Origin of the sequence: Chitinivorax sp. PXF-14, assembly GCF_040812015.1 — a bacterium.
Lineage (GTDB): Bacteria > Pseudomonadota > Gammaproteobacteria > Burkholderiales > SCOH01 > JBFNXJ01.
The window spans coordinates 25,189-50,427 of record NZ_JBFNXJ010000018.1; the positions used below are offsets into that span (position 1 = coordinate 25,189).

At 65.6% G+C, this 25,239-nt stretch carries 27 protein-coding genes and 1 other RNA gene; 16 read left to right on the forward strand and 12 right to left on the reverse strand.

Annotated features, from left to right (window positions below; translation table 11 throughout):
* The first annotated feature begins 100 nt into the window (after window positions 1-100).
* The 16 genes from ABWL39_RS18055 (at window position 101) to ABWL39_RS18130 (ending at window position 11,982) form a co-directional block, all read left to right on the forward strand.
* Complete coding sequence (locus ABWL39_RS18055) at window positions 101-304, forward strand: hypothetical protein (RefSeq protein WP_367794605.1); 204 nt, start codon at window positions 101-103, stop codon at window positions 302-304.
* Entirely contained in the window at window positions 301-603 is a 303-nt protein-coding gene (locus ABWL39_RS18060; protein WP_367794608.1) for a cell division protein ZapA, read from the forward strand. Before ABWL39_RS18055 ends, ABWL39_RS18060 begins: the two co-directional genes overlap by 4 nt.
* A gap of 129 nt (window positions 604-732) precedes the next feature.
* Window positions 733-913: non-coding RNA, 6S RNA (ssrS, locus tag ABWL39_RS18065), on the forward strand.
* Between the two features lie 19 nt (window positions 914-932).
* Window positions 933-1,541, forward strand: coding sequence for a 5-formyltetrahydrofolate cyclo-ligase (locus ABWL39_RS18070; RefSeq protein ID WP_367794611.1), 609 nt, complete (start codon window positions 933-935; stop codon window positions 1,539-1,541).
* Window positions 1,542-1,688: 147 nt separating this feature from the next.
* On the forward strand, window positions 1,689-2,804 hold the full coding sequence (locus ABWL39_RS18075) for an ABC transporter substrate-binding protein (protein WP_367794613.1): 1,116 nt from the start codon (window positions 1,689-1,691) through the stop codon (window positions 2,802-2,804).
* A 97-nt stretch (window positions 2,805-2,901) separates the two neighbouring features.
* Window positions 2,902-3,720, forward strand: coding sequence for a MipA/OmpV family protein (locus tag ABWL39_RS18080; protein ID WP_367794616.1), 819 nt, complete (start codon window positions 2,902-2,904; stop codon window positions 3,718-3,720).
* Between the two features lie 11 nt (window positions 3,721-3,731).
* Complete coding sequence (locus ABWL39_RS18085; protein ID WP_367794619.1) at window positions 3,732-4,187, forward strand: EVE domain-containing protein; 456 nt, start codon at window positions 3,732-3,734, stop codon at window positions 4,185-4,187.
* A complete protein-coding gene (locus ABWL39_RS18090) occupies window positions 4,184-4,705 on the forward strand; it encodes a GNAT family N-acetyltransferase (protein WP_367794622.1) in 522 nt (173 codons plus the stop codon). Before ABWL39_RS18085 ends, ABWL39_RS18090 begins: the two co-directional genes overlap by 4 nt.
* The gene (locus tag ABWL39_RS18095) at window positions 4,705-5,496 is read left to right on the forward strand and encodes a sulfite exporter TauE/SafE family protein (RefSeq protein ID WP_367794792.1); all 792 of its coding nucleotides are present in this window, start codon (window positions 4,705-4,707) and stop codon (window positions 5,494-5,496) included. The genes ABWL39_RS18090 and ABWL39_RS18095 overlap by 1 nt, the downstream gene beginning before the upstream one ends.
* Window positions 5,481-6,041, forward strand: coding sequence for an N-acetyltransferase family protein (locus tag ABWL39_RS18100; RefSeq protein ID WP_367794625.1), 561 nt, complete (start codon window positions 5,481-5,483; stop codon window positions 6,039-6,041). Before ABWL39_RS18095 ends, ABWL39_RS18100 begins: the two co-directional genes overlap by 16 nt.
* Complete coding sequence (locus tag ABWL39_RS18105) at window positions 6,038-6,739, forward strand: SDR family oxidoreductase (RefSeq protein ID WP_367794628.1); 702 nt, start codon at window positions 6,038-6,040, stop codon at window positions 6,737-6,739. The genes ABWL39_RS18100 and ABWL39_RS18105 overlap by 4 nt, the downstream gene beginning before the upstream one ends.
* Window positions 6,740-6,781: 42 nt before the next feature.
* The gene (locus ABWL39_RS18110; protein WP_367794631.1) at window positions 6,782-7,591 is read left to right on the forward strand and encodes a YoaK family protein; all 810 of its coding nucleotides are present in this window, start codon (window positions 6,782-6,784) and stop codon (window positions 7,589-7,591) included.
* 16 nt (window positions 7,592-7,607) lie between these two features.
* Complete coding sequence (gene pip, locus ABWL39_RS18115) at window positions 7,608-8,573, forward strand: prolyl aminopeptidase (protein WP_367794634.1); 966 nt, start codon at window positions 7,608-7,610, stop codon at window positions 8,571-8,573.
* A gap of 241 nt (window positions 8,574-8,814) precedes the next feature.
* Complete coding sequence (locus ABWL39_RS18120) at window positions 8,815-9,411, forward strand: glutathione S-transferase family protein (RefSeq protein WP_367794637.1); 597 nt, start codon at window positions 8,815-8,817, stop codon at window positions 9,409-9,411.
* A gap of 88 nt (window positions 9,412-9,499) precedes the next feature.
* Window positions 9,500-10,078, forward strand: a complete 579-nt coding sequence (locus ABWL39_RS18125) for a glycine zipper 2TM domain-containing protein (protein ID WP_367794639.1) — start codon at window positions 9,500-9,502, stop codon at window positions 10,076-10,078.
* A gap of 518 nt (window positions 10,079-10,596) precedes the next feature.
* Window positions 10,597-11,982 carry a transglutaminase domain-containing protein gene (locus ABWL39_RS18130; protein WP_367794642.1) on the forward strand — a complete coding sequence of 462 codons (1,386 nt, stop codon included), beginning with the start codon at window positions 10,597-10,599 and terminating at the stop codon, window positions 11,980-11,982.
* A 9-nt stretch (window positions 11,983-11,991) separates the two neighbouring features.
* Here the strand turns inward: ABWL39_RS18130 and ABWL39_RS18135 are convergent, their stop codons facing one another.
* From ABWL39_RS18135 to ABWL39_RS18190, 12 genes are read right to left on the reverse strand one after another with little or no spacing between them, the layout of a single operon-like run.
* The gene (locus ABWL39_RS18135) at window positions 11,992-13,044 is read right to left on the reverse strand and encodes a glycosyltransferase family 9 protein (protein ID WP_367794645.1); all 1,053 of its coding nucleotides are present in this window, start codon (window positions 13,042-13,044) and stop codon (window positions 11,992-11,994) included.
* A complete protein-coding gene (locus tag ABWL39_RS18140; RefSeq protein ID WP_367794648.1) occupies window positions 13,041-14,180 on the reverse strand; it encodes a glycosyltransferase family 4 protein in 1,140 nt (379 codons plus the stop codon). Before ABWL39_RS18140 ends, ABWL39_RS18135 begins: the two co-directional genes overlap by 4 nt.
* Window positions 14,177-15,229 carry a glycosyltransferase gene (locus tag ABWL39_RS18145; protein ID WP_367794651.1) on the reverse strand — a complete coding sequence of 351 codons (1,053 nt, stop codon included), beginning with the start codon at window positions 15,227-15,229 and terminating at the stop codon, window positions 14,177-14,179. Before ABWL39_RS18145 ends, ABWL39_RS18140 begins: the two co-directional genes overlap by 4 nt.
* Window positions 15,222-16,478: an O-antigen ligase family protein gene (locus ABWL39_RS18150; protein ID WP_367794654.1), complete on the reverse strand. Its 1,257-nt coding sequence runs from the start codon at window positions 16,476-16,478 to the stop codon at window positions 15,222-15,224. Before ABWL39_RS18150 ends, ABWL39_RS18145 begins: the two co-directional genes overlap by 8 nt.
* A complete protein-coding gene (locus ABWL39_RS18155; RefSeq protein WP_367794657.1) occupies window positions 16,475-17,581 on the reverse strand; it encodes a glycosyltransferase family 9 protein in 1,107 nt (368 codons plus the stop codon). The genes ABWL39_RS18150 and ABWL39_RS18155 overlap by 4 nt, the downstream gene beginning before the upstream one ends.
* Window positions 17,574-18,677 carry a glycosyltransferase family 4 protein gene (locus ABWL39_RS18160; protein WP_367794660.1) on the reverse strand — a complete coding sequence of 368 codons (1,104 nt, stop codon included), beginning with the start codon at window positions 18,675-18,677 and terminating at the stop codon, window positions 17,574-17,576. Before ABWL39_RS18160 ends, ABWL39_RS18155 begins: the two co-directional genes overlap by 8 nt.
* Window positions 18,678-18,725: 48 nt before the next feature.
* On the reverse strand, window positions 18,726-20,495 hold the full coding sequence (gene msbA / locus ABWL39_RS18165; RefSeq protein WP_367794663.1) for a lipid A export permease/ATP-binding protein MsbA: 1,770 nt from the start codon (window positions 20,493-20,495) through the stop codon (window positions 18,726-18,728).
* A 49-nt stretch (window positions 20,496-20,544) separates the two neighbouring features.
* Window positions 20,545-21,678 carry a glycosyltransferase family 4 protein gene (locus ABWL39_RS18170; RefSeq protein WP_367794666.1) on the reverse strand — a complete coding sequence of 378 codons (1,134 nt, stop codon included), beginning with the start codon at window positions 21,676-21,678 and terminating at the stop codon, window positions 20,545-20,547.
* The gene (rfaQ, locus tag ABWL39_RS18175) at window positions 21,675-22,739 is read right to left on the reverse strand and encodes a putative lipopolysaccharide heptosyltransferase III (RefSeq protein ID WP_367794669.1); all 1,065 of its coding nucleotides are present in this window, start codon (window positions 22,737-22,739) and stop codon (window positions 21,675-21,677) included. The genes ABWL39_RS18170 and rfaQ overlap by 4 nt, the downstream gene beginning before the upstream one ends.
* 14 nt (window positions 22,740-22,753) lie before the next feature.
* Window positions 22,754-24,484, reverse strand: coding sequence for a phosphoenolpyruvate--protein phosphotransferase (ptsP, locus tag ABWL39_RS18180; protein ID WP_367794672.1), 1,731 nt, complete (start codon window positions 24,482-24,484; stop codon window positions 22,754-22,756).
* Window positions 24,485-24,540: 56 nt separating this feature from the next.
* Window positions 24,541-24,810 carry an HPr family phosphocarrier protein gene (locus ABWL39_RS18185; RefSeq protein ID WP_367794675.1) on the reverse strand — a complete coding sequence of 90 codons (270 nt, stop codon included), beginning with the start codon at window positions 24,808-24,810 and terminating at the stop codon, window positions 24,541-24,543.
* Window positions 24,797-25,204, reverse strand: coding sequence for a PTS sugar transporter subunit IIA (locus tag ABWL39_RS18190; RefSeq protein WP_367794678.1), 408 nt, complete (start codon window positions 25,202-25,204; stop codon window positions 24,797-24,799). The genes ABWL39_RS18185 and ABWL39_RS18190 overlap by 14 nt, the downstream gene beginning before the upstream one ends.
* Window positions 25,205-25,239: the final 35 nt, after the last annotated feature.

The window sequence follows — 25,239 nt, forward strand, 5'->3', positions numbered from 1 at the left end:
CACCCCTGGCCGGCCCGCAGCCACCGGCTGCCGACCGGCCCGGTGGCCGGGCAGGCGGGCCAGGTTGACGATAGGTCCGGTCGAATCTAGACTTCCGCGCATGAAAACCGAACTCAACGAGCTCGAGGGCAAGATCGCCCAGTTGGCCGAGCTGTGCCAGCGGCTCCGGCAAGACAACAACGAAATCCGCCAGGCGCTGGTCATGTCGCAAGACGAGAACCGCCGCCTGCAGGACAAGGTGGACGGCGCCAAGGCCCGCATCCAGACCCTGCTGCAATCGATACCTGAAGGCACGGCCGAATGAAGAATCTCGACGTCACCATCATGGGCCGCGAGTTCCGTATCGCCTGCCCGGAAGAAGATGAGCCCGTGCTGATGCAGGCGGTCGACATGCTCGACGGCAAGATGCAGGAGATCAAGGACGCCGGCAAGATCATCGGCGTCGACAAGATCGCCATCATGGCCGCGCTCAACCTGACCCACGAGCTGCTGAGCACGCGCGTGTCGGGCGGCGACGTCGATCTCGGCGAGTTCAAGCGCAAGGTCGCGCACATGAACGAGATGATCGACACCGCGATGCTCGAGCAAAACCGTCTGTTCTAAGCCGCCAGATGGCGAATGGCAAGGCCACCCGCGGGTGGCCTTTGTTGTTGCGGCCCCCGGCAGGCGCCATGAGGGCGCGCGCGGCGAAAGATTTTCACGCGCCAGACTTCCGGTGTTAGAATCGAGCCAAGCTCCCTGCGGTGTTCGCCTAGGCCCTATATTCTTTGAACCAATATAGCTTTGCTGAGGTGGCATATCCCTTGAGCCCTGTTGTGAGCGTCCTCGACGACGCACCTGATGGGCTCGGTTGGTCACCCACTTGAACCTCACGGTTCAAGATGCCGGGTCTGACGGCACAGGCGGGGAGCCTCTTCCATTCTTTTCCGCGCATGGCACCGACGCCTCCCGCCATTCAAAAAGCCCAGCTGCGCAAACAATTGCGCCAGGCCCGCGCCAGCCTCTCCCAGCAATACCGCCGCCATGCCGCCGACCGGCTGGTTCGCCACGCCCTGCGTAGCCGCTTGCTCAAGCGTGGCTCGCGCATTGCCTTCTATGTGCCGATGCCGTCGGAAATCGACCTGCTGCCGTTGATCAACCAGGCACTGTGGATGGGCTGCGAGTGCTACCTGCCGGTCGTGCCCAAGGGCCAGGGCCGGCGCATGCGTTTCACGCGTATTCATGACAACCACCGCTGGACGCTCAACCGCTACCGCATTCCGGAAGTGGCGGCGCCGACCTCACTGCCGGCACAGCGGCTGGACTTGGTGTTCGTCCCTCTGGTCGGCGTCGACCAGCACGGCTACCGGCTCGGCATGGGCGGCGGCTATTACGACACGACGCTGGCCTTCCTGCGCCAGCGCAAGGTGTGGCGCCAGCCGCGGCTGATCGGCGCGGCCTATGATTGCCAGCGCGTCGAGCACGTCCCGCGCGAGCCGTGGGACATGCCGCTCGACGCCCTGCTGAGCGAGAGCGGGCTGCTGCGCTTCGGGCACCGCTGAGCGTCCACGCGGGCCAGCGACGGGCTCGCGGCCAGCCGTGCGCCGCCACCCATCGCATAGCGCCGATTGAAATAAAAGCTCTACATTTGCCAGCAACATTAGTATTTCATCATGCGCGCATAATTATTTTCCCCAGGGAAGACCGCCATGCGCTTCGCCATCCCCCTGTTCGCCCTGCTGGCCAGCATGCTGCCGGCCCAGCCGGCCCAGGCCGACTCCGGCATCATCACCATCGCCCAGGTTGTGGACCTGTCCGGCCCCAATGGCGACACGGGCAAGGACTTCTGGACCGGCGCCAAGGTCTACTTCGACTCGGTCAACGCCAAGGGTGGCATCAACGGCCGCCGCATCAACCACGTCTTCCGCGATGACCAGGGTCAGCCGGCGCAGACACTGGCGCTGACCCGGCAGCTGGTGCAGGAATACAGGCCGGCCGTGCTATTTGGCTACATGGGCGCGGAAGGCATCGAGGCGGTCGCCAAGGATGGCCTGCTGGCACGCGACAATCTGGCGCTGGTCGGCCCCTATGCCGGCGTGGACAGCCAGGCGGACAGCAATGTCGTGTACCTGCGCGCGAGCCAGGCCGACGAGGCGCGCAAGATCGTGCGCCAGACCCGCGGCCTCGGCCTGGACCGGCTCGCCATCTACCACGGCAGCGACGACCTCGGCCGCAGCGGCGGGCAGTCGCTCGCAGCCGCGCTGGCCGAAGCCGGGCTCAGGCCGGTGGCCAATGTGGCCGACATCCGCAGCAACAGCGCCGCCGTCGCACAGCAGATCTTCAAGACACAACCGCAGGCGGTGGTCCTCGCCGCACCGACGATCGCCAGCGCCAACTTCATCCGCGAATACCGCAAGCTGTCGCCCGGCACACAATTCTTCGCGCTGTCGTCGATCAACCATCAGACGCTGCTCGAATTCCTCGGCAGCCCGAAGGCCGCGCAGGGTGTCGCGGTGACGACACTCGCCCCATCACCATTCAACCCGGTGTCGCCGATCGCACGCGAACACGTGCGCGCCATGAAGACCTATCGCGACGAAGCACCGTCGTATGCCTCGCTCGAAGGCTATATCGCGGCCAAATACCTGGTCGATGCGCTGAAGAACAGCAAGAGCTCCGACCCTGCCACGGTGAGCCACGCCATCGCCGCGACGCGCAAGCTCGATCTCGGCGGCTATCTCGTCGAATTCAACGGCAACAGCCGCCGTGGTTCGCGCTACATCGACCTGGCCGTGTTCACCGGCAGCGGCACGCTGACCAACTAAGCGTCACAGATAGGCTGCGCTACAGCACCTGCGTGTCACTGGCAGCAGGCCTGCGTTTGCGGCAAACTCCGGGCATTCGCATCCGCCTGCCTGCTCCGTGACCCGCCTACACCTTCTGCCCCTCCTCTGCCTGGCCGCCCCCGGCCTGGCGCTGGCCGACCAGCTCCCGCTGTGGGAGGCCGGCGTCGGCGCCGCGCTGTTGACGCTGCCCGACTACCGTGGCGCGGACCAGCAGCGTGGCTACCTGCTGCCGATTCCCTATTTCGTCTACCGCGGCGAGCGCCTCAAGGTCGACCGCGAGGCGCTGCGCGGCCTGCTCGCGCGCAGCGAGCGCTGGGAGCTCGAGCTCAGCGCCAACGGCACGCCGCCCGTCGACAGCAGCCACAATCACGCACGCGAGGGCATGCCGGACCTGCGCCCCACGGTCGAGCTCGGCGGCTCGCTCAAGCTCAAACTGTCGCAAGATAAATGGCTCGGCGCCGAGCCGACGCTGACCGTACCGCTGCGCAGCGTATTCACGGTGGAACGCCAGCCACGCGACATCGGCGCGACCGCCGCGCTGCGCCTGAATCTCGACTGGGACGCCAGCAACGGCTGGAAACGCGCGCTGCAACTGGGCCCGAGCTTTGCCACGCAGCGCTACCACGACTATTTCTACTCGGTGGCCGACAGTTACGCCACCACCGCACGCCCGGCCTACCACGCCGCAGGCGGCTACGACGGCATGCAGCTCACGCTGTCGACCTCGAAACGCAGCGGCAAATGGTGGTTCGGTGCCTTTGCGCGAGCCGACGACCTGCACGGCACGCCATTCGCCGACAGCCCGCTGGTGCGGCGCAAGACCACGCCCAGCGCCGGCTTTGCCATCTCATGGCTGCTCGCCGAGTCGGGCGAGCGGGTGGAAGCGGACGATTAGGAGAAGCAAGCATGCGCTACTGGCTGATGAAATCCGAACCCGATGATGTGTCGATCGACGATCTCGCCGCGATGCCGAACCAGACGGTGGCCTGGTACGGCGTGCGCAATTACCAGGCGCGCAATTTCATGCGCGACCAGATGGAGGTCGGCGATCTCGTGCTGTTCTACCATTCGAGCTGCCGCGAGCCGGGCATCGTCGGCATCGCACGCGTGAGCCGGAAAGCCTATCCGGACGAGACGCAGTTCGAGGTCGGCGGCCACTACCACGACCCGAAGTCGAGCCGCGACAAGCCGCGCTGGTTCAACGTCGATGTGCAGCTCACCAGGAAGACCCGGCTCATGCCGCTGGCCGAGATGCGCCACATCCCGGGGCTCGAGACCATGATGGTATTGCAGCGCGGCAACCGCCTGTCGATCACGCCGGTCGACCCAAAGCATTGGGCGTTGATCGAGAAACTGCTGTGAGCCGGCTGGCGATCGACCTGCCCGGCTTTGGCTGCCGGCGCCTCGGCAAGCCCGACCTGGCCACGCTGCAGGCCTTCTACGAGGCCAATCCCGACCATTTCGAACTGTGCGACGACGCGCCGCCCGGCCCGGACTGCGCATGGGAGATTTTTGCGGCCAGCGCGCCAGGCCACACCGCCGACGAGAAAGCGCTGATCGGGATCTTCGCCGACGCCGCGCTGATCGGCGCCGCCGGGCTGCAGCAGGACTACCCGGTGGAAGGCGTGTGGATGCTCGCCTGGTTCATCGTCGACCAGGCCTGGCGTGGACGCGGCCTCGGCCGCAGGCTCGAACGCGCGGTCGGCGAGGCGGTACGGCGCCAGGGCGGCCGCACGCTGCGCATCGCCGTGGTCGACAACAATCGGCCGGCGCTCGCGTTCTGGCCCCGCCTCGGCTACCGCACGATCGGCCACAAGCCCTGGCTGCGCGGGGCGATCGAGGACAGCGTCCACATCATGATCAGGGAGTTGCACGAGTGATGACGTATTTTCCGCTCTACCTTGCCGTCGGCGCCGGTGCCGGCTTTCTCGCCGGCCTGCTGGGCGTGGGCGGCGGCCTGGTCATCGTGCCTGCGCTGGTGTTCGCCTTCGAGGCTCAGCATCTGCCGCATGTGCTGCACCTGGCGCTCGGCACCTCGCTCGCGAGCATCCTGTTCACCTCGCTGTCGAGCATACGCGGCCACCATGCGCGCGGCGCGGTGAACTGGCGCATCGTCAGGGATGTCACGCCGGGCATCCTGCTCGGCACCCTAGTCGGCGCCACCATCGTCAGCCAGTTACCGACACGGCCGCTGAAGATATTCTTTACCGCCTTCGTGTTCTACGTCGGCATCCAGATGCTGGCCAACGTCAAACCGAAGCCATCCCGCGAGCTGCCCGGCAAGGGCGGCATGTTCGCAGCCGGCAATGTGATCGGCGGGGTGTCGAGTTTTGTCGGTATCGGCGGCGGCTCGCTGTCGGTGCCGTTCATGAGCTGGTGCAATGTGAAGATCCATGAAGCCATCGGCACCTCGGCCGCGATCGGCTTTCCAATCGCGCTGGCGGGCGCCGCCGGCTATGTCGTCAACGGCCTCGCCGTGGGGCGCGATCTGCCAGAATGGACACTCGGCTTCGTCTACCTGCCCGCGCTGGCCGGTATCGCGGCGATGAGCGTGCTGACCGCCGGCCTCGGCGCCAGGGCGGCGCACCGGTTGCCGGTGGCGGCGCTGAAGAAGACCTTTGCCGTGCTGCTGCTCGGGATAGGCGCGAAGATGCTGTGGAGCCTGTTCTGAGCCGCTGGCACATCCGGCCCGCCGCACTCGATGATGCGGCCGCCATTGCCGCGGTGCACGCGCAGAGCTGGCGCGAGACCTACCCGGGCATCGTGCCTGACGCTTATCTGGCGTCGCTCGACGCGGCCCGGCTGCTGCCCGACCGGTGCGAAGTCCTGAAACGCGGCGAGACGCTGTGTTTCGTGGCGGTGGTCGAAGGGCGGGTGGTCGGTTTCGCCGATGGCGGCGCGAGCCGCGATGCGGCGCCAGTACACGATGGCGAGCTGCATGCGCTCTACCTGCTTGCCGCCTGCCACGGCGCGGGCATCGGCCGCGCGCTGCTGCTGACGATGGCCGAGGCGCTGCGGCGGCAAGGCTATCGCGCGATGCATGCCTGGGCGATCCGCGAGAATCTGCCGGCCCGCCAATTCTACGCAGCGATGGGTGCCACCGCCGGTGCCGAGCAGGCCTTCGAGCTCGGCGGCACCCTGCTGCACGAAATCCACTACGGCTGGCCGGCGCTTGCGCGGCTGCCAGCCCCCATCCAGACAGGAAACCCGTCATGACACAGAAAACCGCTCTGATCACCGCCGCCGGCTCCGGCATGGGCGCGGCCATCGCCCGCAAACTCGCCGCCGACGGCTATCGTGTCGCGGTGATGTCGTCGTCGGGCCGAGGCGAGGCGCTGGGGCGCGAGCTCGGCGGCATCGGCTTCACCGGCTCGGTGACGAATCCCGACGAGCTGGCGCGCTTCGTCGAGCTCGCGCACACCGAGTTCGGCCGTATCGACGCCGTCGTCAACAGCGCCGGCCACCCGCCCAAGGGCGATCTGCTCGCGCTGAGCGACGAGCAGTGGCATGCCGGCCTCGACATCGCGCTGCTCAACGTGGTGCGCATCACCCGTCTGGTCACGCCGATCATGGCGGCCCAGGGCGGCGGCGCGATCGTCAACATCTCGACCTTTGCCGCGTTCGAGCCCGATCTGCAGTTCCCGATCTCGGGCTGCATGCGTTCAGCGCTCGGCAGCTACGTCAAGCTGTTCGCCGACCGCTACGCCAAGGCCGGCATCCGTATCAACAATGTGCTGCCGGGCTATATCGACAGCCTGCCGGAAAAACCCGAGCGGGTGGCGGCCATCCCGCTGGGGCGCTATGGGCGCAGCGACGAGATCGCGGCGACGGTTGCCTTCCTGCTGTCGGACGCAGCGAGCTACATCACCGGGCAGAACCTGCGCGTGGACGGCGGCCTCACCCGCAGCGTCTAACCAGGGCTACCTGACAGCCGCGCCGCGCCGTACAATCAGGGCATGCCCGTATCCTACCTGCGCAGCCTGACCGGCCTGGAACGCAACCAGCGAGCCAACCGCCATCTCGGCTACGCGCTCGCCTTCAACGCCGGTGCGGTCAATGCCGGCGGCTTCCTGGCCGTCGGCCAGTACACCTCGCACATGACCGGCATCGTCTCGCTGATGGCCGATAACCTGGCGCTCGGCCACATCGCGGCAGTGATCTCGGCGCTCGTCGCGCTGCTCACCTTCATCGTCGGCGCCATGCTGTCGACCCTGCTCATCAACTGGGCGCGCCGCCAGCGCCTGCACAGCACCTACGCGCTGGCGCTGGGTTTCGAGGCCTTGCTGTTGCTGCTGTTCGGCGTGATGGGCGCGCGGCTGATGGACGACGCGCCATTTTACATCCCGCTCACGGTGACGCTGCTGTGCCTGATCATGGGCTGCCAGAACGCGATGATCACCAAAGTGTCGCAAGCAGTGATCCGCACCACGCACGTCACCGGCATCGTCACCGATATCGGCATCGAGCTCGGCAAGCTGATTTACTGGAACCGCTCGGCCGGGCCCGACGAAGACATGGTCCACGCCAACCGCGACAAGCTGCGGCTGCACATCACGCTGCTGGTGCTATTCTTTTCGGGAGGCGTGGTGGGCGCGCTGGCCTTCCAGCACTTCGGCTTCACCACCACGATCCCGCTCGCGCTGTGGCTGCTGGTGCTTGCGGCCGTGCCCATCTGGGACGACGCGCGCCGGGCCTGGTTGACGAAGCGCCTGCAGGGCGAAGGCGGGCACGCCGTCGCCGAATCACGGACCAACACACCAAAATAACCAAGATCGAGATCGCATGCGCACCCAACTCTTTCCACCGCTTGAAGCCAACCGCCACGGCAGACTGGCCGTCGATGCCACCCACACGCTGTATTTCGAGGAGGCCGGCAACCCCGACGGCATGCCGGTGATCTTTCTGCACGGCGGCCCCGGCGCGGGCGCGAGCCCCAAGCACCGGCAGTTCTTCGACCCCGACTTCTACCGCATCGTGATCTTCGACCAGCGCGGTGCCGGCCGCTCGACGCCGCTCGGCGAGCTCAAGGACAACACCACGCCCCACCTGATCGCCGACATCGAGCGGCTGCGCCAACATCTCGGCATCGAACGCTGGCTGGTGTTCGGCGGCTCCTGGGGTTCGACCTTGTCCCTCGCCTACGCCGAGGCACACCCCGAACATTGCCTGGGGCTGGTGCTGCGCGGCATCTTCCTGTGCCGCGACAGCGAGATCGCCTGGTTCATGCACGGCATCCGCCAATTCTTCCCGGAACAGTGGCAGCAGTTCAGCAGCTATCTGCCCGAGGCCGAGCGCGGCGATCTGCTCGGCAACTACTACCGCCGCCTGACCGACCCCGACCCGGCCGTGCACATGCCGGCCGCCCATGTCTGGAGCCATTACGAGGGTGCCTGCTCGACGCTGCTGCCGGACGAGGCCCTGCTGCACGGCCACTTCGACGACGACACCGTGGCGCTGGGACTGGCGCGCATCGAGGCTCACTACTTCGTCAACAAGATCTTCCTGCCCGACAACAGCCTGCTCGCCAATATCGACCGCATCCGCCACCTACCGGCCGTGATCGTACAAGGCCGCTACGACGGCGTGTGCCCGCCCGTATCGGCCTGGGACCTGCACCAGGCCTGGCCCGAAGCGGAATTCATCGTGGTGCCGGATGCCGGCCACGCCGCCTGGGAGCCCGGCATCTGCGCCGAGCTGGTCAAGGCATGCGAGCGCTTCCGCCTCACCGGCACGCTCAAGGCGGGCTGACGAACCGATAAGCGCAAGGCATCACGCGGCCAAGCATGTGCACCTTGCAGCCTGGCCACACTTAGCATAGCCCGCCAGCTCGCGCCGACCGCGCCCGCACGCCTTGTGCTACAGCGCGTGTTGCGGCGCCTGATCGGGCGCTGGACTGTGTCGGTGGCGGCGATACCGCTTTGTTCCTTGTCGGCGGGGGCCGCATGGACCATGCTGAATGGTTCGCAACCCCGCTACCCAAGGAGCCCGCATGTACCACGCTTACGGTGTCTCGCCGTCCGGCAACTGCTACAAGGTCAAACTCGCCCTGAGCCAACTCGGCCTGCCGTTCGAGTGGCATGAGGTCGACATGATGCACGGCGAACATCTGCAGCCGGCCTTCCTGCGCATGAACCCGAACGCCAAGGTGCCGGTACTGGCGATCGACGACGACACCTTCCTGCCGGAATCGAACGCCATCCTCTATTACCTGGCGCAAGGCACCGAGCTGATGCCGGCCAGCCGCCTGGAGCAGGCCCAGGTCATGCAGTGGCTGTTCTTCGAACAATACAGCCACGAGCCCCATATCGCCGTGGCGCGTTTCATCCATGTCTTCCTCGGCCGCCCGGCGAGCCGCGAGGCCGAGCTCGCCAGCAAGATGAAGGGCGGCTACAAGGCGCTCGACGTGATGGAGCAGCACCTGGGCAAGCAGGTCTATTTCGTCGGCAACCGCTACTCGATCGCCGACATCGCGCTCTATGCCTATACCCACAAGGCACACGAAGGCGGTTTCTGTCTCGACGCCTACCCGGCGATCCGCAGCTGGCTGGCGCGGGTGGCCGCACAACCGGGCCATGTCGCGATGTGATATATATGCGCCGGCCGTTCATCAAAGGTTAACTGCCTTCGTGGCAACAATAGCGCCAGGCAATATCCCGACAACACAAGGAGTCACCATGAAAATCAAACTGATGCTTGCCGCATTGCTCGTTTCCGCCACGAGTTTTGCATTTGCCGACGCCACGGCCGACTACAGCGCGGCCAAGCAGGATATCGACGCCAAGTACAAGGACGCGGTCAAGGCCTGTGCGACCGAGGCGAAATCGGCCCAGGCCAAGTGCAAATCGGCCGCCAAGAAGGATATGCAGGCGCAGCTCGCCGAGGCCCGCCAGCAGCGCGATGCGGCGGCCAAGTGCGCGGACTGCGGCGTGGTCACGGCGGTGACACCGTATGAAGTCAAGGGCGAAGGCTCGGCAGTCGGCGCGGTAGCCGGCGGGCTGGTCGGCGGCCTGCTCGGCAAGCAAGTGGGCAAGGGCGACGGCAACAAGGTCGCCACCGTCGCGGGTGCCGCGGCAGGCGCCTATGGCGGCTACAAGGCCGAAGAAGCGCTGAAGACCAAGCAGTACTTCGAATACACGGTGAAGCTCAACAACGGCAAGGTGCAGAAGGTCAAACTCAACAAGCCGGAAGAGAAGGCCGAGTTCAAGGTCGGCGACAAGATCAAGCTGAGCGGGGATGGCATGGTCAGCAACTGAGTATTGCGCTACCTCATCGACAGGCCCGTCCAGCGGGCCTTTTTCTTTATGGGCATCCGGATTACGGTGTGTTTGCCCACAACGAAATCCGGCTTTAAGGTGCCTTGTTAACCGATTGAGGGGGCAAACATGAGTAATCACAGAAAAGTCGCAGCAATGGTTGTCGTTGCCTCCCTAACGGCGGCAGCGCTGGCGATGTCTCCGACCCCTGTACCGTGGGGCTACCCAGCGCTGGATGCGCTTTGCCTCCTACAGGAAGCAGCGGCTGTTGACGGTGTTTCGGGTGCCTACCCGATCGGGGCGACCGCCGAAACCAAGTTTGGCAAGTGGACCTGCACGAGGGTTGTTGTGAGCCAGTCTCCCGTGAAAACTGGCGGTGTTTGGGTGCAGAAGTAGCAAGGAAGGCGTGTGGGTCGCCCACAGCCAAATCCGGATAGCCTTCCCTATTCCGGCCAATACAACATTATTTCATTGAATGCTAATATTTAGCTGTCCGCCGCCAGACAGGAAACATTGGCATGCCCTCCCCCACCACCCGATCACGCCTTGTCCGGCAAGGCCTGCTGGCCGCCCTGCTGCTGGGCAGCGGGCCGACACTGCCGGCCCAGGCCGATGAGCTCAGCTCGCTGCGGCAACGCGATTACACGCAGATCGACCGGCATGCGCTGGCGGCAGGCGATCAAGCTACCCGGACGCTCGGCGGGCTGGTGGCCTATCTGGTCGAAACGGCCAGGGACGACGCAGACAAGGCGCGGGCGATCTTCCGCTGGATCACCGAGAATATCGAGTACGACGCCGCCGGCTTTTTCTCCGGCCAATATGGCGACCTGAGCGCCGAGGGCGTGCTCAAGCGGCGCAAGGCCGTCTGCAGCGGCTATGCCGAGTTGTTCTCGCGCATGGCGAAGCTCGCCGGACTCGAAGTCATCTCGATACGCGGCTATGTAAAGGACGTGCTGCACCAGAACGGCGAGCCGTTCGCCGACACCAATCACGACTGGTCCGCGGTCCGGCTCGCTGGGCAATGGTATCTGCTCGAACCGACCTGGGGCGCAGGCGGGCTGGACGACACAGGGCAGTTCAAGAAGCACTTCTCCGAGCGCCACTTTCTGGTCGACCCGGGCCAGCTCGCCTATACCCATTTCGCGGCCGACCCGCGCTGGCATGTAGCGGATACGCCATCGCTGGCGGCATTCAACGCACAGATCCGGCCCTACGAGGCCTATCACCGCTATGGCGTCGAGGCACGCGAGACACGCCAGCAGCTGACGGCCCAGTGCGCATCGCAGACGCTCACCTTCAACACGCCCGGCAACGTCTATCTGCGTGCATCGCTGGAACGCGATGGCCATGTGCTGAGCCAGCAGACCCTGCTGCAACGCCATGGTAACGACAACCAGTTGCTGGTTGCCGCACCTGCGGCCGGTAATTACACGCTACGGCTGTACGCCAAAGAAGCCAACGCGCCCGGCCACGTGTTCGAACAGGTGGTGCACTACACGCTGCAGTTTCCGGCAGGCTCTGCGTTCCAGTTCCCGGTCGATTACGTCACCTTCCGCGAGCATGGCGGCACGCTGCAGACGCTGCTGGCCGGCACGCTGAGCCTCGGCGCGCTCACCCACTTCTCGCTCGATCTGCCGGGCGCGGTCGAGATCGCGGTGGCCCGCGATGCGGAGCACTGGATCAAGCTCGACAAGCGGGGTGACCATTTCGAAGGGGATGTCGAGATCGCCGGGGCCACGACGGTCTACGCAAAATTCGACGACACGGCACCGGACCACCTCGCCGTGCTGAGCTACAGCGCGGTGACGGAGCCCGTCACGCAGGCGTTCACCCCGTGCCAGGCGCTGCCCGCAGGCGTGCAACTGGCCAGCAACGAGGGCCAGGCGCCGGCCGCCCCGCGCTGAACGGAATGTTCAGGCACTCACGAGGCGCTGCAAGGCCGCCTCGGCGTCCTCCACGCTGATGTCGCCGACATCCAGCGTGTCTTTCTGCAGCAGCTGATAGGGCACACCCCACGGGTGCCAGATGCGTGCATCCGACTTGCCGAAGAAGCATACGATGGGCTTGCCCAGCCCCGCGGCAACATGCATCGCGCCGCCATCGGAACAGACGACCGTGTCGGGCAGCGACAGGCCCGCGATCAACTGCTCGAGCCGCTGCGTAGGATAGGGCAAGAGCGGGACATCACGCAGCGCCGCCATGATCTGGGCAGCCTTGCGGTCGTCGCCGGGATGCAGCGGATTGTCTTCATCGCCCGGTGACCAGAACAGCATGAAGCCGTAACCGCCGCCCTGGTGCAGGCGACGTGCGAGCTCGACGAAGCGCTCCGCCGGCCAGCGCTGGCTGGGCTTGCGCGCGCTGATGTGCAACCCGACGATCTTCATGCCCGGTTTGTACCATGCCTGCGCCTCCAGCTCGTGTCCTGCAGCGGCGGCTTGCGCCGGATCAGGCGCAAGGGCCAGGGTGGGTGGCACCTCCTCGATGCCGAGCGGATGCAGCAGCGGCGCCATGATCTCGGCGCTGTGGATGCCCGGTGGCGGCGGGGCAAGCGCCCGGTCGATGCCATCGCGCGGCTTGCCGTCAGGCGTAAAACCGACGATATGACGCGGCGCCAGCCGGCGCGCCATGCCGGCGGCACGCCCGGTATAGCCATTGCCGGCCAGGATGATGTAGTCGTAGCGCTGCCGGCGCAATTGCCAGAATAGCCTCAACCGTGCCAGCAGATTGCCGAACGCCGACTCGCCGTGCTCGAGATGTTTGCCCTTGGTGTAGGCGTAAACATGGTCGAGGTGTGGATTGTGGGCGAGCACCGCAACGTTGTAGCTGTTCACCAGCGCGTCGATACGTGCATTCGGATAGTGGCGGCGCAGGCTCGCAATCAGCGGCGTGGTACAGACCAGGTCGCCGATATTGTCGCGGCGGATGACCAGCAGCTTGATCGGGGCGGTGAAATCGGGTGGCGTCATGCGGCACTCTGTCGAATGAAATCCAGCACGTGGCCGGTGCGTTGCACAAAGGCTTCAAAGGAAAAACGTGCGAGACGCTCGGGATGGTTGAGCGGCTTCGGCCGTGCGTCACCGGCGGTGAGTGCGGCCAACAGCTGGCGCAGTTCCTGGCCCTGATCCTCGCGCGGGTCGCGGTAGAGCAGGCCGGTTTGGCCATGCGCCACGGTTTCGGTGAAAGGAGGGGCGTTGACCGCGAGCACCGGCGTGTTGCACGCCTGCGCCTCGATGATGTTGAGGCCGAGCGCCTCTTTTTCCGGCAGGCCGGACAGCACGAAATCGAGCTGGCGGTAAATACTGCCGACGTCGTGCTGATGGCCCCAGAAGCGCGTCTGCGACTTGATGGGCGGCAGCGCCGCACGCAAGTCGCGCACCGAGGCGTAGCCCCCGGCGCCAAAGATGTCGAGCGTGATGGCGGGGAACTCGGCCAGCAGCGGCGCAATATGCTTGAACAGCAGCGGAAACTGCTTGATCGGTGTGATGCGCGATACGATGCCAAGCGCCAGTCCGGGCCGCCGCTCGAACACCGGGCGCCGCCGCAGTGGCTCGACCAGCGGCTCGAGCCATGACAACAGGCGATCGCGCCCCTTGCGCATGTCCCACTCGTACTCGGAAGTCTGCACGATGCGGCCGATATCCGCACTGGCAAACCGGGCGAGATCGGCCACGCCATACAATGGCTCGGGACAAGGGTTGGGTACGCCCGCATCGCGCAAGCTGGCCAGCACGTAAGCGGACACCGCGAACACACCCGAATAGCCATCGAACACGCGCGGATTGCGCCCAAACAGCGGCATGTGGGCAATCCCGAATACCGGGTGCACGCGCCGCCAGGCCGCCAGCGATTCACCGTCGACCGGTCCGTGGGTGATGATGGGTGTGGCAACGCCAGGCAGTTGCGCGGCCACCTCGCGCAGGCTGGCAACCGGCAGCAGCGTGGTATTGGGCAGATCGAGCTGACGCCAGAACGGCGCATCGTCCGCAACGACCAGCAGGGTGCGGCAGCCATGGTGCGCCAGGGCTGAGGTCAGAAAGCGGGTGTAGACCTCGCCGCCGCCGAAATGTCGCTGCAGGTTGATCTGGATCACCGTCTGGCTCATGCCGCTTCCTCGCCGATGGTTGCCAGCATCCTGCGCATCTTGGCCTCGAACGACTCCAGCTTCAGCACGCGCTCGTGGCCCGCCCGGGCGATGGCTTCACGCGCGGCATCGTGGGCCAGGTAATAGCGCAGCTTGTCGGCCAGCTCTTCCGGCGTGCGCCAGGTCTCCACCTCTTTGCCAGGCTCGAAATACTCGGCCAGCTCGTCGCTGTAATCGGTAAGCAGGAAGGCCCCCGTGGCAGGCACATCGAATACGCGCATATTGAGCCCGGTCTTGTTCGCGGCGTTCCAGCCGGTGATGTTGAGCACGACTTTCGATTCGTTGTAGACGCGGTTGAGCGCCTCGCCCCAGATGCCGTCGGCCTTCACCCTGCGCCAGATGGCCGGCTCCCAGCCGTTGCGTGGCTTGCGCCAGCCCGGCCCGTAGATTTCCACCGGCAGGCCGCGTAATGCGTGCATCGCCTCGCGCCGGCGCTCGTTGTAGCCGCCGACAAAGGTGGCGACATGGCGCTGCCGCGTGCCGGGCAGGGGATGATAAAGATCGGTATCGACCCCGAGCGCCACCATATGGCGCGCGGTTTCGCTCTCCTGCCAGCCGAAGCGATGAATGCAGAAATACTCGTCATACAGCTGTATGTCGTTGAGCAGCTGGCTACAGTCGTCTCGCGGGTCCTTGACCCACCAGCCAATGATCTTGCGCACGCCGAAGTCGTGCTTGAGGCGCCGCAACACCCCAGGAGACACGCTATTGCCACGGATGACCAGCACGATCTCCGGGCGGAAGCGCTCAACATGCGCCAGCAGGGCCTTGTCGCGCATGCTGTCGTTGTCGTGACCGAGCCACAGCGCCACGTCGGCATCCTTCATGCCCAGCCGGCGCAGTAGGCGTGACACCCACTTGAGCAGGTGCAGATTGAGCGGGCTCTCGACCTGGGCGTGGAAGCCCTCCGCGTCCCACCCCAGGTGGCGCAAGGCACGCACGCAGGAGTCGCCGAGCGGAATCGCATCGGGTCCGAAGAAATAGCTGACGAGGATGCGCGGCCTAGCCATGGTTATCCCGTCGCGCCGCTTGGCTGCCCACCAGCCCGGTGGCCAGCCCGGCCAGCAGCCAGAAATACCAGCCCACATCGCGGTTGAAGAAGTCGTCGGTCTGCACCTTGAGCAACAAGCCCGTCAGCGACATAATCAGTGCGATACGCCAGGCGTCGATCCCCGGCGAGGGGGGGCGCAGCAGGCCAAACAGTACGCTGCCTATCAACAGGACGAACAACGTGAGCCCCGGCGCGCCGAGTTGCACATATTTGTTCAACAGCAGATTGTGTGCGTGCGAATAAAGCTCGGTCTCCGGCGTATTCGACAGCTCGGGATACAGGTGCTTGAACGTCGTCAACCCGAAACCGCCACCTCGCCACCACGGCGCACGCGTGTTTTCCAGCGTGTGAGACCAGATCATCCAGCGTGGGTCGGCCTGGACCTGATAGACGATCGACGCATACCCCTTGTCGGCCGCCGCGTTACCGTAGTCAGACAGCGCTCGCTCGTGGAACTGCTGTGTCGCCACACCGGCCAACACGGCAAGCCAGGCCAAACCGGCTAGTACCAGCCGGATACGTTGCGGGCGTAACAAGCGTGGCCACCACAGTATGCTCCCCAAGGCCACCTGCGCCGTCACTACGAAAAACCCTATGCGGTTGCCGGATATGTAGATTGCCACGGCCGTGCCCGCCAGCAGGAACGCAGCCAGCCAGGCCAGCACGCCTCGCCGGGCCACCACCAGCAGCAGAAACGGCAGGGCCATCACCAGGTAGCTTGACAACTTGCCAACCCCTGCCAGCCAGCCCCCCGTGATCATCGGCCAGTCTCCCGTGCGGAGATAAGTAACGATCGCATAGGCAAAGAGATCGGCCAGCAACACCGCCGTCAACGCAACCATGGCATGCGCGACGCGCATCAGCCTGGACGACCTGGCCAGCCAGTTTGCGCCGAGCAGGAAACACAGCAACGCATACAGCAGCTCCGACTTGAATTCGCCCAGGCTGGCCGCGCGGTCGACGCTCCATGCCAGCGAGGCCAGCGCAAACCCCGCATACGTCAGCCAAGGCGTGCGCAAGGGAAAGCGAAACGGCCAGCGCCGCACGACAACACCCCAGCCGCTGATGCCGATCAGCAACACGGCCAGCACATTGCGCAGGGCCGTTGTGTGCGACAAGGGCAGCACCAGCATCAGTGCGGCCATCAGCGCCAACCCCGGGCCTTCCCAGGCTCGTTCGGGGACGAGCCAAGACGTGAACGATTTCATCGGTGCAACAACTCACTACATGTTTGCCATACGCGATCGAGGCTCAGCGCCAGCATGCAACGTGGCACCTGGCATTGTGCCGTGGTACGGCTGCAACGCCTGACCCAGGCAATATCGCGTTTGAATAGCTGACGTTGATCACGGCACTCGAACGGATCGACGGTCAAGGCGCGATAAGGCATGGCCGCCCAGAACTCGCCCGCACCGTAGAGCGATGCCGAGCCAGGGCCGAACAAGGTCACGGTGGGGGTGCCGGTCAGTTTGCCGATGTGCGCCACGCCGGTATCGGGGCACACCAGCAGCCGGCTGCCGGCCAGCAGGTGCCACATCTGCGCCAAGTCGAGCTGGCCAGCAAAGCTGGGGTAAATGCCGCCGGGGTCGACCGCATCGACCAGCGCGGTCTCCTTGGGGCCGGCGCTCCACACTGGCTGGATACCGTGCCGTTCGAGACGCAGGGCCAGTTCGCGCCAGCGCTCTGCCGGCCACAGTTTGAGCGTGCTCGAGGCGCCCAGATGCAGCACGGCGTAATCGCCGGTCGGCCGAGCGAACGGCAGGCACGGCGGCACCGGCCACTCGTCTGTGCGGTACGGCGTTGGCGCAGGGCCAGGCACCAGGTCGCACACCATGTCGAACCACGGTGCGGGCTCACTGCGATAGGCGACTTTCCGGTCCACCGGCCAGCTCTTGTAGGCCGGCCGATCGCCTGCGTGCGCGACGATGTAACGGGCGCCCAGGGCATAGGCGAGCCAGCTGTAGCGGTTGTCACCCGGAATCAGCGCCAGGTCGAAGCCGCGTTCAGCCGCGAGCGCATCGACGCTGCCCGGATCGCGCGGATCATAGGGCAAGGCCCGCACACCGTAAGGCTGGCCGGCGAACAGCGGCACGGCCGCCTTGGGGGTGGCCATGACGATCTCGGCACGTGGATACAGCGTGCGCAGCTTCTTCAACAGCGGCGCCAGCATCAAAGTATCGCCCAACAGCAGGTGGTGGGCGATCAGGATGCGCTGCGGGTCGGCCGGAAAACGGCGCCGGAAGCGGCTTTCAAGCCAGCTGCGAGCCAAGCGGGGCGCGGCCTGCAGCCGTGCCCTGGCACGACTAGCCATGCGTGCTGACGCCCCTGAACACGCCTTCCATCTTGTCGAGCATGACTTCGGTGCTGTAGCGCGCGAGCGCCGTGGTACGTGCCGCGGCGCCCAATGCCTCGGCATAGGCGCGGTCGCCCAGCAGCTTTTCCAGCGCGGCCTGTAGCGGCGCCACCTGCTGCGGCTCGACGATCAAGCCGTTCTGACCGCTGTCGATGGCCTCGGTGATCGAGCCGACCGGCGTCGTGACGATGGGCAGGCCGACCAGCATGGCCTGTAGCATGGCCTGCGGCACGCCTTCGTTGGCGTAGGACGGCAGGGCGAACACGTCCATCGCCTGCAGCCAGGGCACGACGTCATCCTGGTTGCCGGGCAGCGTGACACGGCCATCGAGGCCAAGCGCCTTGATCTGCTCGATGATCGCATCGTGACGCGGGCCATGGCCAACGATCAACAGCCGGGTACGCTTGTCCGCCAGGCCGGCAAACGCGTCGAGCAGGTACTGGTGGCCCTTCCAGCTGCGCAGCGTGGCGAGGATGCCGACGGTTGGCGCATCGGGGTCGAGCCCGAGCAACTCGCGTGCGGCGCGCTTGTCGCCGGGCACGAAACGGCGCGTGTCGATGCCGGTAGTGACGGACAGGATGCGCTTGCCATCGTAGCCATTGTCACGGATCAGCGTTTCGCGCAGCCTCTCGCCGGTCGTGACGATGAAGCGGGTTGCAGTCTGGTAGAGCCAGCGCGTGGTCGCCTTGTTGTTGATCGGTGGCGAGATATGGCGCGTACGCACGATCGGCGGCGCGTTGCGGAGCGTCTTGCAGGCCAGCGCAGCAAGCCAGGAGTCGGTCGAGCTGTGGGTGTTGATGACATCGACCGGGTGTTTCTTCAGCCAGGCGCGCAACGCGCCGACGCCGTTCAGGCGCTTCCTGCCGATCGGCAGGGCGTGGACTTCCAGCCCGCGCGCCTTGCCCTCGCGATAGATATTCGCCTCGGGCGGGCACAGCAGGATCGTGCGGTGGCCGCGTGCATTCATGCCGGCCATCTCGGTCAGGATGCGGATCTCCTGTCCGCCCCAGCCGCAGGAGGCCTCGGTATGCAGGATCGTCAATGGTTTGCTCATGTACAGCTTCCTTTTCAGAACGGGCCATGATCAAGGCCCGTTCGCGTTTCATTCGGCGGCGGCCTCGGCCTCGCGGAACTGCATCTTGTGCAGCATCGCGTAGTGCGCGCCCTTGGCCAGCAGCTCGTCGTGCGTACCGACCTCGACGATCTCGCCGTGGCTCATCACGATGATGCGGTCGGCGTTTTCGATGGTGGACAGGCGGTGCGCGATGACGAAGGTCGTGCGGTTCTGCATCAGGCGCTCGAGGGCGGCCTGCACCTGGCGCTCGGACTGGGTGTCGAGCGCCGAGGTGGCTTCGTCGAGGATCAGGATAGGCGCATCCTTGAGCAAGGCGCGCGCGATCGCCAGGCGCTGCCGCTGGCCACCCGACAAGCGCATGCCCTTCTCGCCGATCAGCGTCTCGAAGCCATCGGGCATCTGCTCGATGAACTCGCGCGCATAGGCCGCATCGGCTGCCGCGACGATCCTGTCGCGCGGCGTGTCGGCACGGCCGTAGGCGATATTCGCCGCCACCGTGTCGTTGAACAGCACCACCTCCTGTGAAACCAGGCTCAGGTTGGCACGCAGGCTCTTGAGGTCGATCTTTTCCAGCGGCTGGCCATCGATACGGATCTCGCCGCCGCTGACGTGGTAGAACTTCGGCAACAGGTTGACGAGCGTGGTCTTGCCGCTGCCCGAGCTGCCCACCAGCGCGATCGTCTCGCCGGGCCTGACGCTGAAGCTGATGTGGCGCAGCGCCGGCCGATCCGGGTCCTGGTAATGGAAGCTGACATCGCGGAACTCCACCTGCCCACGAGCGCGCTCGATCACTTCGCTACCGCCATCGACCTCGGGCTTGGCGTCAAGCAGCTCGAACACCGACTCGGCCGCCGCCAGGCCGCGCTGCACCGCGTCGGATACGCTGGTGATGCGCTTGAACGGCGCAAACAGCGCCGCCATCGCGCCCATGAAGGCAACGAAGTCGCCCGCGCTGAAATGCTGGCTGGCGGCGCGGTTGCTGGCGAAATAGACGATGAAGGCCAGCGCCGTTGCGACCAGGAACTGGGTGACGCCGGTATTGAGCGACGAGGCCGCGGTCTGCTTGACGCCAAAACGGCGCAGCTTGTCGGCCACCTGCCGGAAGCGCGCGCTCTCGTAGCGCTGGCCGCCGAAGATCTTGACGATGCGCTGGCCGTCGATCGACTCCTGCAGCACCTGGGCAACCTCGCCGGTGGCCTTCTGCTGGCCGCTCGACAAGCCGCGCAAGCGCTTGGCGGTCAGGCGGATACTGCCCGCCACCAGCGGCACGATGAGGAAGCACACCATGGTCAGCCGCCAGTCGAGCAGCAGCATGGTGGCCAGCAGCCAGACGATCAGGCTGCCATCGCGCACGGTGACGGTCAGCACGTTGATGCCGGCCTGCGTCACGTTGTTGACATCGTTGGTGACGCGCGTCAGCAAACGGCCGGAAGCCTGCTCATCAAAATAGCGCACAGGCAGTGTGAGCATGTGATCGAACATCTTGAAACGCAGGTCGGTGACGATGCGGTTGGACAGCCAGCTCGACGCATAGTCGTTGGCGAACGTCGCCATCGAGCGCAGCATGAACAGGCCGACGATGGCCAGCGGCAGCACGTAGGGGGCCATGGTCTTGCTCGAGTTGACGAAATTCTCGTCGACCAGCAACTTCATGAGCCAGGAAAACGCAGCCTCTGCCCCCGAGGCAATCAGCATCGCCACGAGCGATACCGCGAAGATACGCCAGTATGGTTTGGCGTAGCCCAGCAGGCGCAGATACAGCTCCTTGCTGGACACGTTGGTGTCAGTGGCGGACATGTGAAACCGGGCTAGGAACAATCGCGGGATTATACCGGATGCGCCGTGCTCAGGTACCGAGCAATCGCCGGTACAGCGCAGCCATTTCGTCGGCCATGCGGGCCAGCGTATAGGGCTCGACCCGGGCACGCGCCGCCTCGCCGAGCCTGGCGCAATGCGCCACCGATTCGAGCCGGTCGATGGCGGCGGCAAAGCCGGCCACATCCCCCGCCTCGCATACTTCGCCATTCTCGCCGGGGGTGATGAACTCGGCGCCGCCGGCCGCGCTCGAGGCGATCACCGGCAGGCCGATGGCCATGGCCTCAAGGTGCACATTGCCGAAGGGCTCGTAGATCGTCGGGAAAACGAAGGCATCGCCAGCCGCATAGTAAGGGCGTGCGTCACGCTGGGCGCCGAGAAAGTGCACCCGGTCAGCCACGCCGAGCTGTTGCGCCAGGCGCCGGTAACGGGCCTCGTGCTTGTCCTTGCCCACCACCAGCGCGCGGACGGGCAACTTGGCGGCGTGCACGGCACGGATCAGCGTCGCCAGCCCCTTGCGCTCGTAGCCCGCGCCGACGAACACCAGCACCAGCTCATCCTCGCCGATGCCGAGCGACTGCCGCACCGGCCCGCGATACTCGGCTTTCAGGCGCGGGTGGTAGCGCTCGGTATCGATGCCGTTGTAGATCACGTGCAGCTTGGCCGGGTCGATACGGAAATGACGCAGGATGTCCTGCTTCACCATCTCGGAGATGCAGATCACCGCTTTCAGGCGCGCGCTTTCGAACATGCGCCGCTCGGCGGCCTGGTTGTAGGCATGGAACGGATTCAGCCGCATCGACACGCGCGCGCGCCACCCAGCATGGCGGGCACGCTGTCGCAGCCATTCGCGGTGGACGCCGTCGCCGGCACGGTACAGGTCGCAGCAGTCGAGCCGCTCGTGCGACTGCACCAGGTCGAAGCGATGCTGCTCGAGGGTCTTCGCCACGGCACGGGCAAACCCCCAATCGCGCCATACATTGCCGATGTAAAACGGATCGACCTTGATCGTGCGCATCCCCTCGATCGCCTCCCAGCGCCGCGTGAGCAAGGTCACCTCGGCGCCGTTGGCGGTCAGCGCCTGGATCGCGCGCGAGACGAAACGCTCGGCGCCGCCGGCGGCATTGTATTTCTGCCGGATCAGCGCGATGTGCGGCCCGCTCATCGGGCCTCGCCCAGCAAGCGGGTGGCGGCGTCGAACACGCGGCCGACCTCGATCGCCTCCAGGCACTCGCTGCGCTTGCTGCCGCCGCAGCCATCCTTGCCGCAGGGGCGGCAGCTGTGGTCGGAGGTCAGCACCTCGGCACGCACCTGCCAGGGCCCCCACTCGACATCCCCGCTGGGGCCGAACAGGGCCACGGCCGGCGTGCCGACGGCAGCGGCGATGTGCATCGGCACCGAATCCATGCCGACGAACAGCCTGGCGGATGCAGTCAGTGCCGCCAGCTCCTTGAGGCTGAGCGCCCCGACCAGGCCATGCACCGGCTGCGCGAGACGCGACTCGATATCGGCGATGAGGCGCCGCTCCTTGTCGTCGGGCGCGCCGGTCAGCACCACGGTGTGGCCGGCCCCGGTCAGGCGGTCGACCAATGCCGCCATGCGCTCGGCCGGCCAGCACTTGAACAGCCAGCGCGACGCAGGATGGATCTGGATGAACTGGCCCGCGGCAATCCCCTGCTCCGCCAGCCAGGACGCGACCTTGGCCTCGGCCGCGCGCCCCGGCACCAGCGTCATGCGGCGCTCGTCGAGGCCGGGGTAGATGCCGATGCGACGCAGCGCGTCGAGGTGCAGCTCGACCGTGTGGCGGCGGTTGCCGCCGACGATCGGGTAGAGATGGGTGAAGCTGCGCTTCCAGAACCCGGGCTTGCCATACTGGCCCGATACGGCCCAGCGCGGCTTGAGCAGACGGGCCAGCCAGGCGCCGCGGCTCGAATCGGTGAGATGGATGATCAGGTCGTAGCGCCGCGCGCGCAGCCGCCGAAACAGGCCAAGCTCGGCGCCGAACCCCGCCCCCTTGCGCTGCGTGGTGAACAGCTCGCCGAGCGCCGGGTGGCCGGCCAGCATTGGCGCGGTATCGGCATACACCAGCGCGTCGATCTCGGCATGGGGCACGTGCGCCTTGAGGACAGAGAACAGCGGCGAGGTCAGCAGCACGTCGCCGTGGTGGCGCAGCTTGATCACCAGCACGCGCCGGACCTGGTCGAGCGGGATTGCGTCAGGAACCATAAAGTTGCGCGAGATTACAGCGCGTTGAGCTGTTCGAGGAGGTCGCGCATTTTATCGGAATCCTCGGCCTTGAGCATTTTGTTGATCAGCGGCTGGATCTGCACCAGATCGGTATTGAGCACGAGATTCTTCACGTCGAGCAGGTGCGCCGGGTGCATCGAGAACTTGCGCAGCCCCAGGCCCAGCAGCAACCGGGTCAAGGTCTTGTCGCCCGCCATTTCGCCACACACCGATACCGGCACACCGACGCGGTCGGCAGACTTGATCGTCTGGTGGATCAGGTGCAGCACGGCGGGGTGCAGCGGGTCGTACAGATGCGCCACCGTATCGTCGCCACGGTCGATCGCCAGCGTGTACTGGATCAGGTCATTGGTGCCGATCGACACGAAATCGACATGCTTGAGGAAGCTCGTCACCAGCACGGCGGCCGCTGGCGTCTCGATCATCGCGCCCACCTTGATGTCGCGGTTGAACGGGATGCCCTCGTCGGCGAGGCTCTGCTTGGCAAGCTCGAGATGCATCAGCATCTGCGACAGCTCGGTCAGCGAGATCAGCATCGGCACCAGCAGCTGCAGATTGCCATAGTGCGAGGCCCGCAGCAGCGCCCGCAGCTGGGCGCGGAACATCTGCGGCTCGGACAGACACAGGCGGATGCCACACAGCCCCAGCGCCGGGTTCACGCTCTGGTCGTTATGCTGCCACTTGGGAATCTTGTCGGCACCGAGGTCGAGCGTGCGAATCACCACGGGCAGGTTGCCCATGCGCTCGACAGCCTGGCGGTAGCCTTCGAATTGTTCGTCCTCGTCGGGAATCTCGTCACGGCCGAGGAACAGGAACTCGGAGCGGAACAGCCCAACGCCCGTCGCGCCGTTGGCCTTCACCTGCTCGATGTCGGAAGGCAGCTCGATATTGGCCATCAGCTCGACAGCCACGCCATCGCGCGTGGTCGGCACCTTGCCCTTGAGGCCCTTGAGCCGCTTGCGCTCCTGGTTCCAGGCGGTCTGGCGCTTCTTGTACTCGGCGAGAATCTTCTCGTCCGGGTCGATGATCACCACACCCTGGATGCCATCGACGATCAGCAGCTCGCCTTCCTGGATCAGCTGGTGTGCGTGGTGCAGCGCGAGCACCGCCGGCATATCGAGGCTGCGCGCGACGATGGCGGTGTGCGAGGTGGCCCCGCCGACGTCGGTAACGAAAGCTGCGAACTCGTTGTCCTTGAACAGCACCATGTCAGCCGGGCTCAGCTCGTGCGCGACAAGGATGCTGTTCTTGTTCGGCGGCGGCGCCAGATGCGGCGTGGCGGGCTGGCCGGCAAGCGCCTTGAACAACCGCTCGACCACCTGCATCACATCGGCACGGCGCTCGCGCAGGTATTCTTCCTCGATCTCGTCGAATTGCGCGAGCAGGGTGTCGAGCTGCTGTTTCAGCGCCCATTCGGCATTGCAGTGCTGGCCCTCGATCATCTGCCGCGGCTCGCGCGACAGCGTGGCATCGTTGAGCAGCATGATGTGCAGGCTGAGGAAGGAGCCCAACTCGGCCGGGGCATTCTCGGGGATCGAGCCCCACAGCATTTCGAGCTCTTTGCGCGTGGTGCGCACGGCCTTGTCGAAACGCGCCTGCTCGGCGGGGACCTGTGCTTCGGAGATTTCGTAATGGGCGACGTCGATTTCTTCGTGCGACATCAAATGGGCGTGGCCGATGGCAATGCCACCCACCACCCCAATGCCATGTAACGTAATCCCCATTCAGCCCGCCATTTTTGATTGTTGTTTTTTGTTTCAGCTTTTCAGTCTAAGCGAAGTCATTCGCCTTCGCCGAACTTGTCATTGATCAGGTCAACGATCGCCTGCATCGCCTCTGCCTCGTCCTCGCCGCTGGCATCGAGCTGAACCGTGGAGCCCTTGGCGGCCGCCAGCATCATCACTCCCATGATGCTCTTGGCGTTGACGCGCCTGCCATTGCGCGCGATGAACACGTCGCTCTTGAAGCGAGCCGCGGTCTGCGTGAGCTTGCTCGAGGCACGCGCGTGCAGACCCAGTTTGTTGATGATCTCGATTTCACACTGCAGCATTGCATTCCCCTGGCAGTACATAGCGCACGCCTTCAAGCCCGCCGGTGATGGCCTTGCTCACCACCACCTCGAGTGACTCGTTGCGATAGGTCAACGCCCGCACCAGCATGGGCAGGCTCACCCCGGCAATCGCTTCGATACGGCCGGCCTCGATCAGGCGACAGGCGATGTTGCTGGGCGTACCGCCGAAAATATCGGACAGGATCAAGACACCCTGACCGTCGTCGAGTTCCGCGACCAGGCTGCGCGCTCGCGCCAGGCCATCGGCGGGATCGTCCTGCTTGTTGACCGGCATCGCGGCCAAGTGGGGCACGTCAGGCCCCAGGATGTGCTTGGCACAGGCAATCAGGCTCTGGCCGAGCTCGTCGTGCGTGATGAGAAGTAAACCAACCATTGCTGTTCCGAATATCGGCCTACCGGCGGCGTACC

What these genes read in the sequence shown, in the direction of transcription:
- ABWL39_RS18135 (WP_367794645.1), bottom strand. Translation starts at nt 13,044, where the DNA reads ATGACGCCACCCGATTTCACCGCCCCGATCAAGCTGCTGGTCATCCGC.
- ABWL39_RS18055 (WP_367794605.1), top strand. Translation starts at nt 101, where the DNA reads ATGAAAACCGAACTCAACGAGCTCGAGGGCAAGATCGCCCAGTTGGCC.
- ABWL39_RS18060 (WP_367794608.1), top strand. Translation starts at nt 301, where the DNA reads ATGAAGAATCTCGACGTCACCATCATGGGCCGCGAGTTCCGTATCGCC.
- ABWL39_RS18140 (WP_367794648.1), bottom strand. Translation starts at nt 14,180, where the DNA reads ATGAGCCAGACGGTGATCCAGATCAACCTGCAGCGACATTTCGGCGGC.
- ABWL39_RS18190 (WP_367794678.1), bottom strand. Translation starts at nt 25,204, where the DNA reads ATGGTTGGTTTACTTCTCATCACGCACGACGAGCTCGGCCAGAGCCTG.
- ABWL39_RS18085 (WP_367794619.1), top strand. Translation starts at nt 3,732, where the DNA reads ATGCGCTACTGGCTGATGAAATCCGAACCCGATGATGTGTCGATCGAC.
- ABWL39_RS18150 (WP_367794654.1), bottom strand. Translation starts at nt 16,478, where the DNA reads ATGAAATCGTTCACGTCTTGGCTCGTCCCCGAACGAGCCTGGGAAGGC.
- ABWL39_RS18125 (WP_367794639.1), top strand. Translation starts at nt 9,500, where the DNA reads ATGAAAATCAAACTGATGCTTGCCGCATTGCTCGTTTCCGCCACGAGT.
- ptsP (WP_367794672.1), bottom strand. Translation starts at nt 24,484, where the DNA reads ATGGGGATTACGTTACATGGCATTGGGGTGGTGGGTGGCATTGCCATC.
- ABWL39_RS18105 (WP_367794628.1), top strand. Translation starts at nt 6,038, where the DNA reads ATGACACAGAAAACCGCTCTGATCACCGCCGCCGGCTCCGGCATGGGC.
- ABWL39_RS18130 (WP_367794642.1), top strand. Translation starts at nt 10,597, where the DNA reads ATGCCCTCCCCCACCACCCGATCACGCCTTGTCCGGCAAGGCCTGCTG.
- ABWL39_RS18145 (WP_367794651.1), bottom strand. Translation starts at nt 15,229, where the DNA reads ATGGCTAGGCCGCGCATCCTCGTCAGCTATTTCTTCGGACCCGATGCG.
- ABWL39_RS18170 (WP_367794666.1), bottom strand. Translation starts at nt 21,678, where the DNA reads ATGAGCGGGCCGCACATCGCGCTGATCCGGCAGAAATACAATGCCGCC.
- ABWL39_RS18155 (WP_367794657.1), bottom strand. Translation starts at nt 17,581, where the DNA reads ATGGCTAGTCGTGCCAGGGCACGGCTGCAGGCCGCGCCCCGCTTGGCT.
- ABWL39_RS18120 (WP_367794637.1), top strand. Translation starts at nt 8,815, where the DNA reads ATGTACCACGCTTACGGTGTCTCGCCGTCCGGCAACTGCTACAAGGTC.
- ABWL39_RS18075 (WP_367794613.1), top strand. Translation starts at nt 1,689, where the DNA reads ATGCGCTTCGCCATCCCCCTGTTCGCCCTGCTGGCCAGCATGCTGCCG.
- ABWL39_RS18070 (WP_367794611.1), top strand. Translation starts at nt 933, where the DNA reads ATGGCACCGACGCCTCCCGCCATTCAAAAAGCCCAGCTGCGCAAACAA.
- ABWL39_RS18095 (WP_367794792.1), top strand. Translation starts at nt 4,705, where the DNA reads ATGACGTATTTTCCGCTCTACCTTGCCGTCGGCGCCGGTGCCGGCTTT.
- rfaQ (WP_367794669.1), bottom strand. Translation starts at nt 22,739, where the DNA reads ATGGTTCCTGACGCAATCCCGCTCGACCAGGTCCGGCGCGTGCTGGTG.
- msbA (WP_367794663.1), bottom strand. Translation starts at nt 20,495, where the DNA reads ATGTCCGCCACTGACACCAACGTGTCCAGCAAGGAGCTGTATCTGCGC.
- ABWL39_RS18185 (WP_367794675.1), bottom strand. Translation starts at nt 24,810, where the DNA reads ATGCTGCAGTGTGAAATCGAGATCATCAACAAACTGGGTCTGCACGCG.
- ABWL39_RS18110 (WP_367794631.1), top strand. Translation starts at nt 6,782, where the DNA reads ATGCCCGTATCCTACCTGCGCAGCCTGACCGGCCTGGAACGCAACCAG.
- ABWL39_RS18160 (WP_367794660.1), bottom strand. Translation starts at nt 18,677, where the DNA reads ATGAGCAAACCATTGACGATCCTGCATACCGAGGCCTCCTGCGGCTGG.
- pip (WP_367794634.1), top strand. Translation starts at nt 7,608, where the DNA reads ATGCGCACCCAACTCTTTCCACCGCTTGAAGCCAACCGCCACGGCAGA.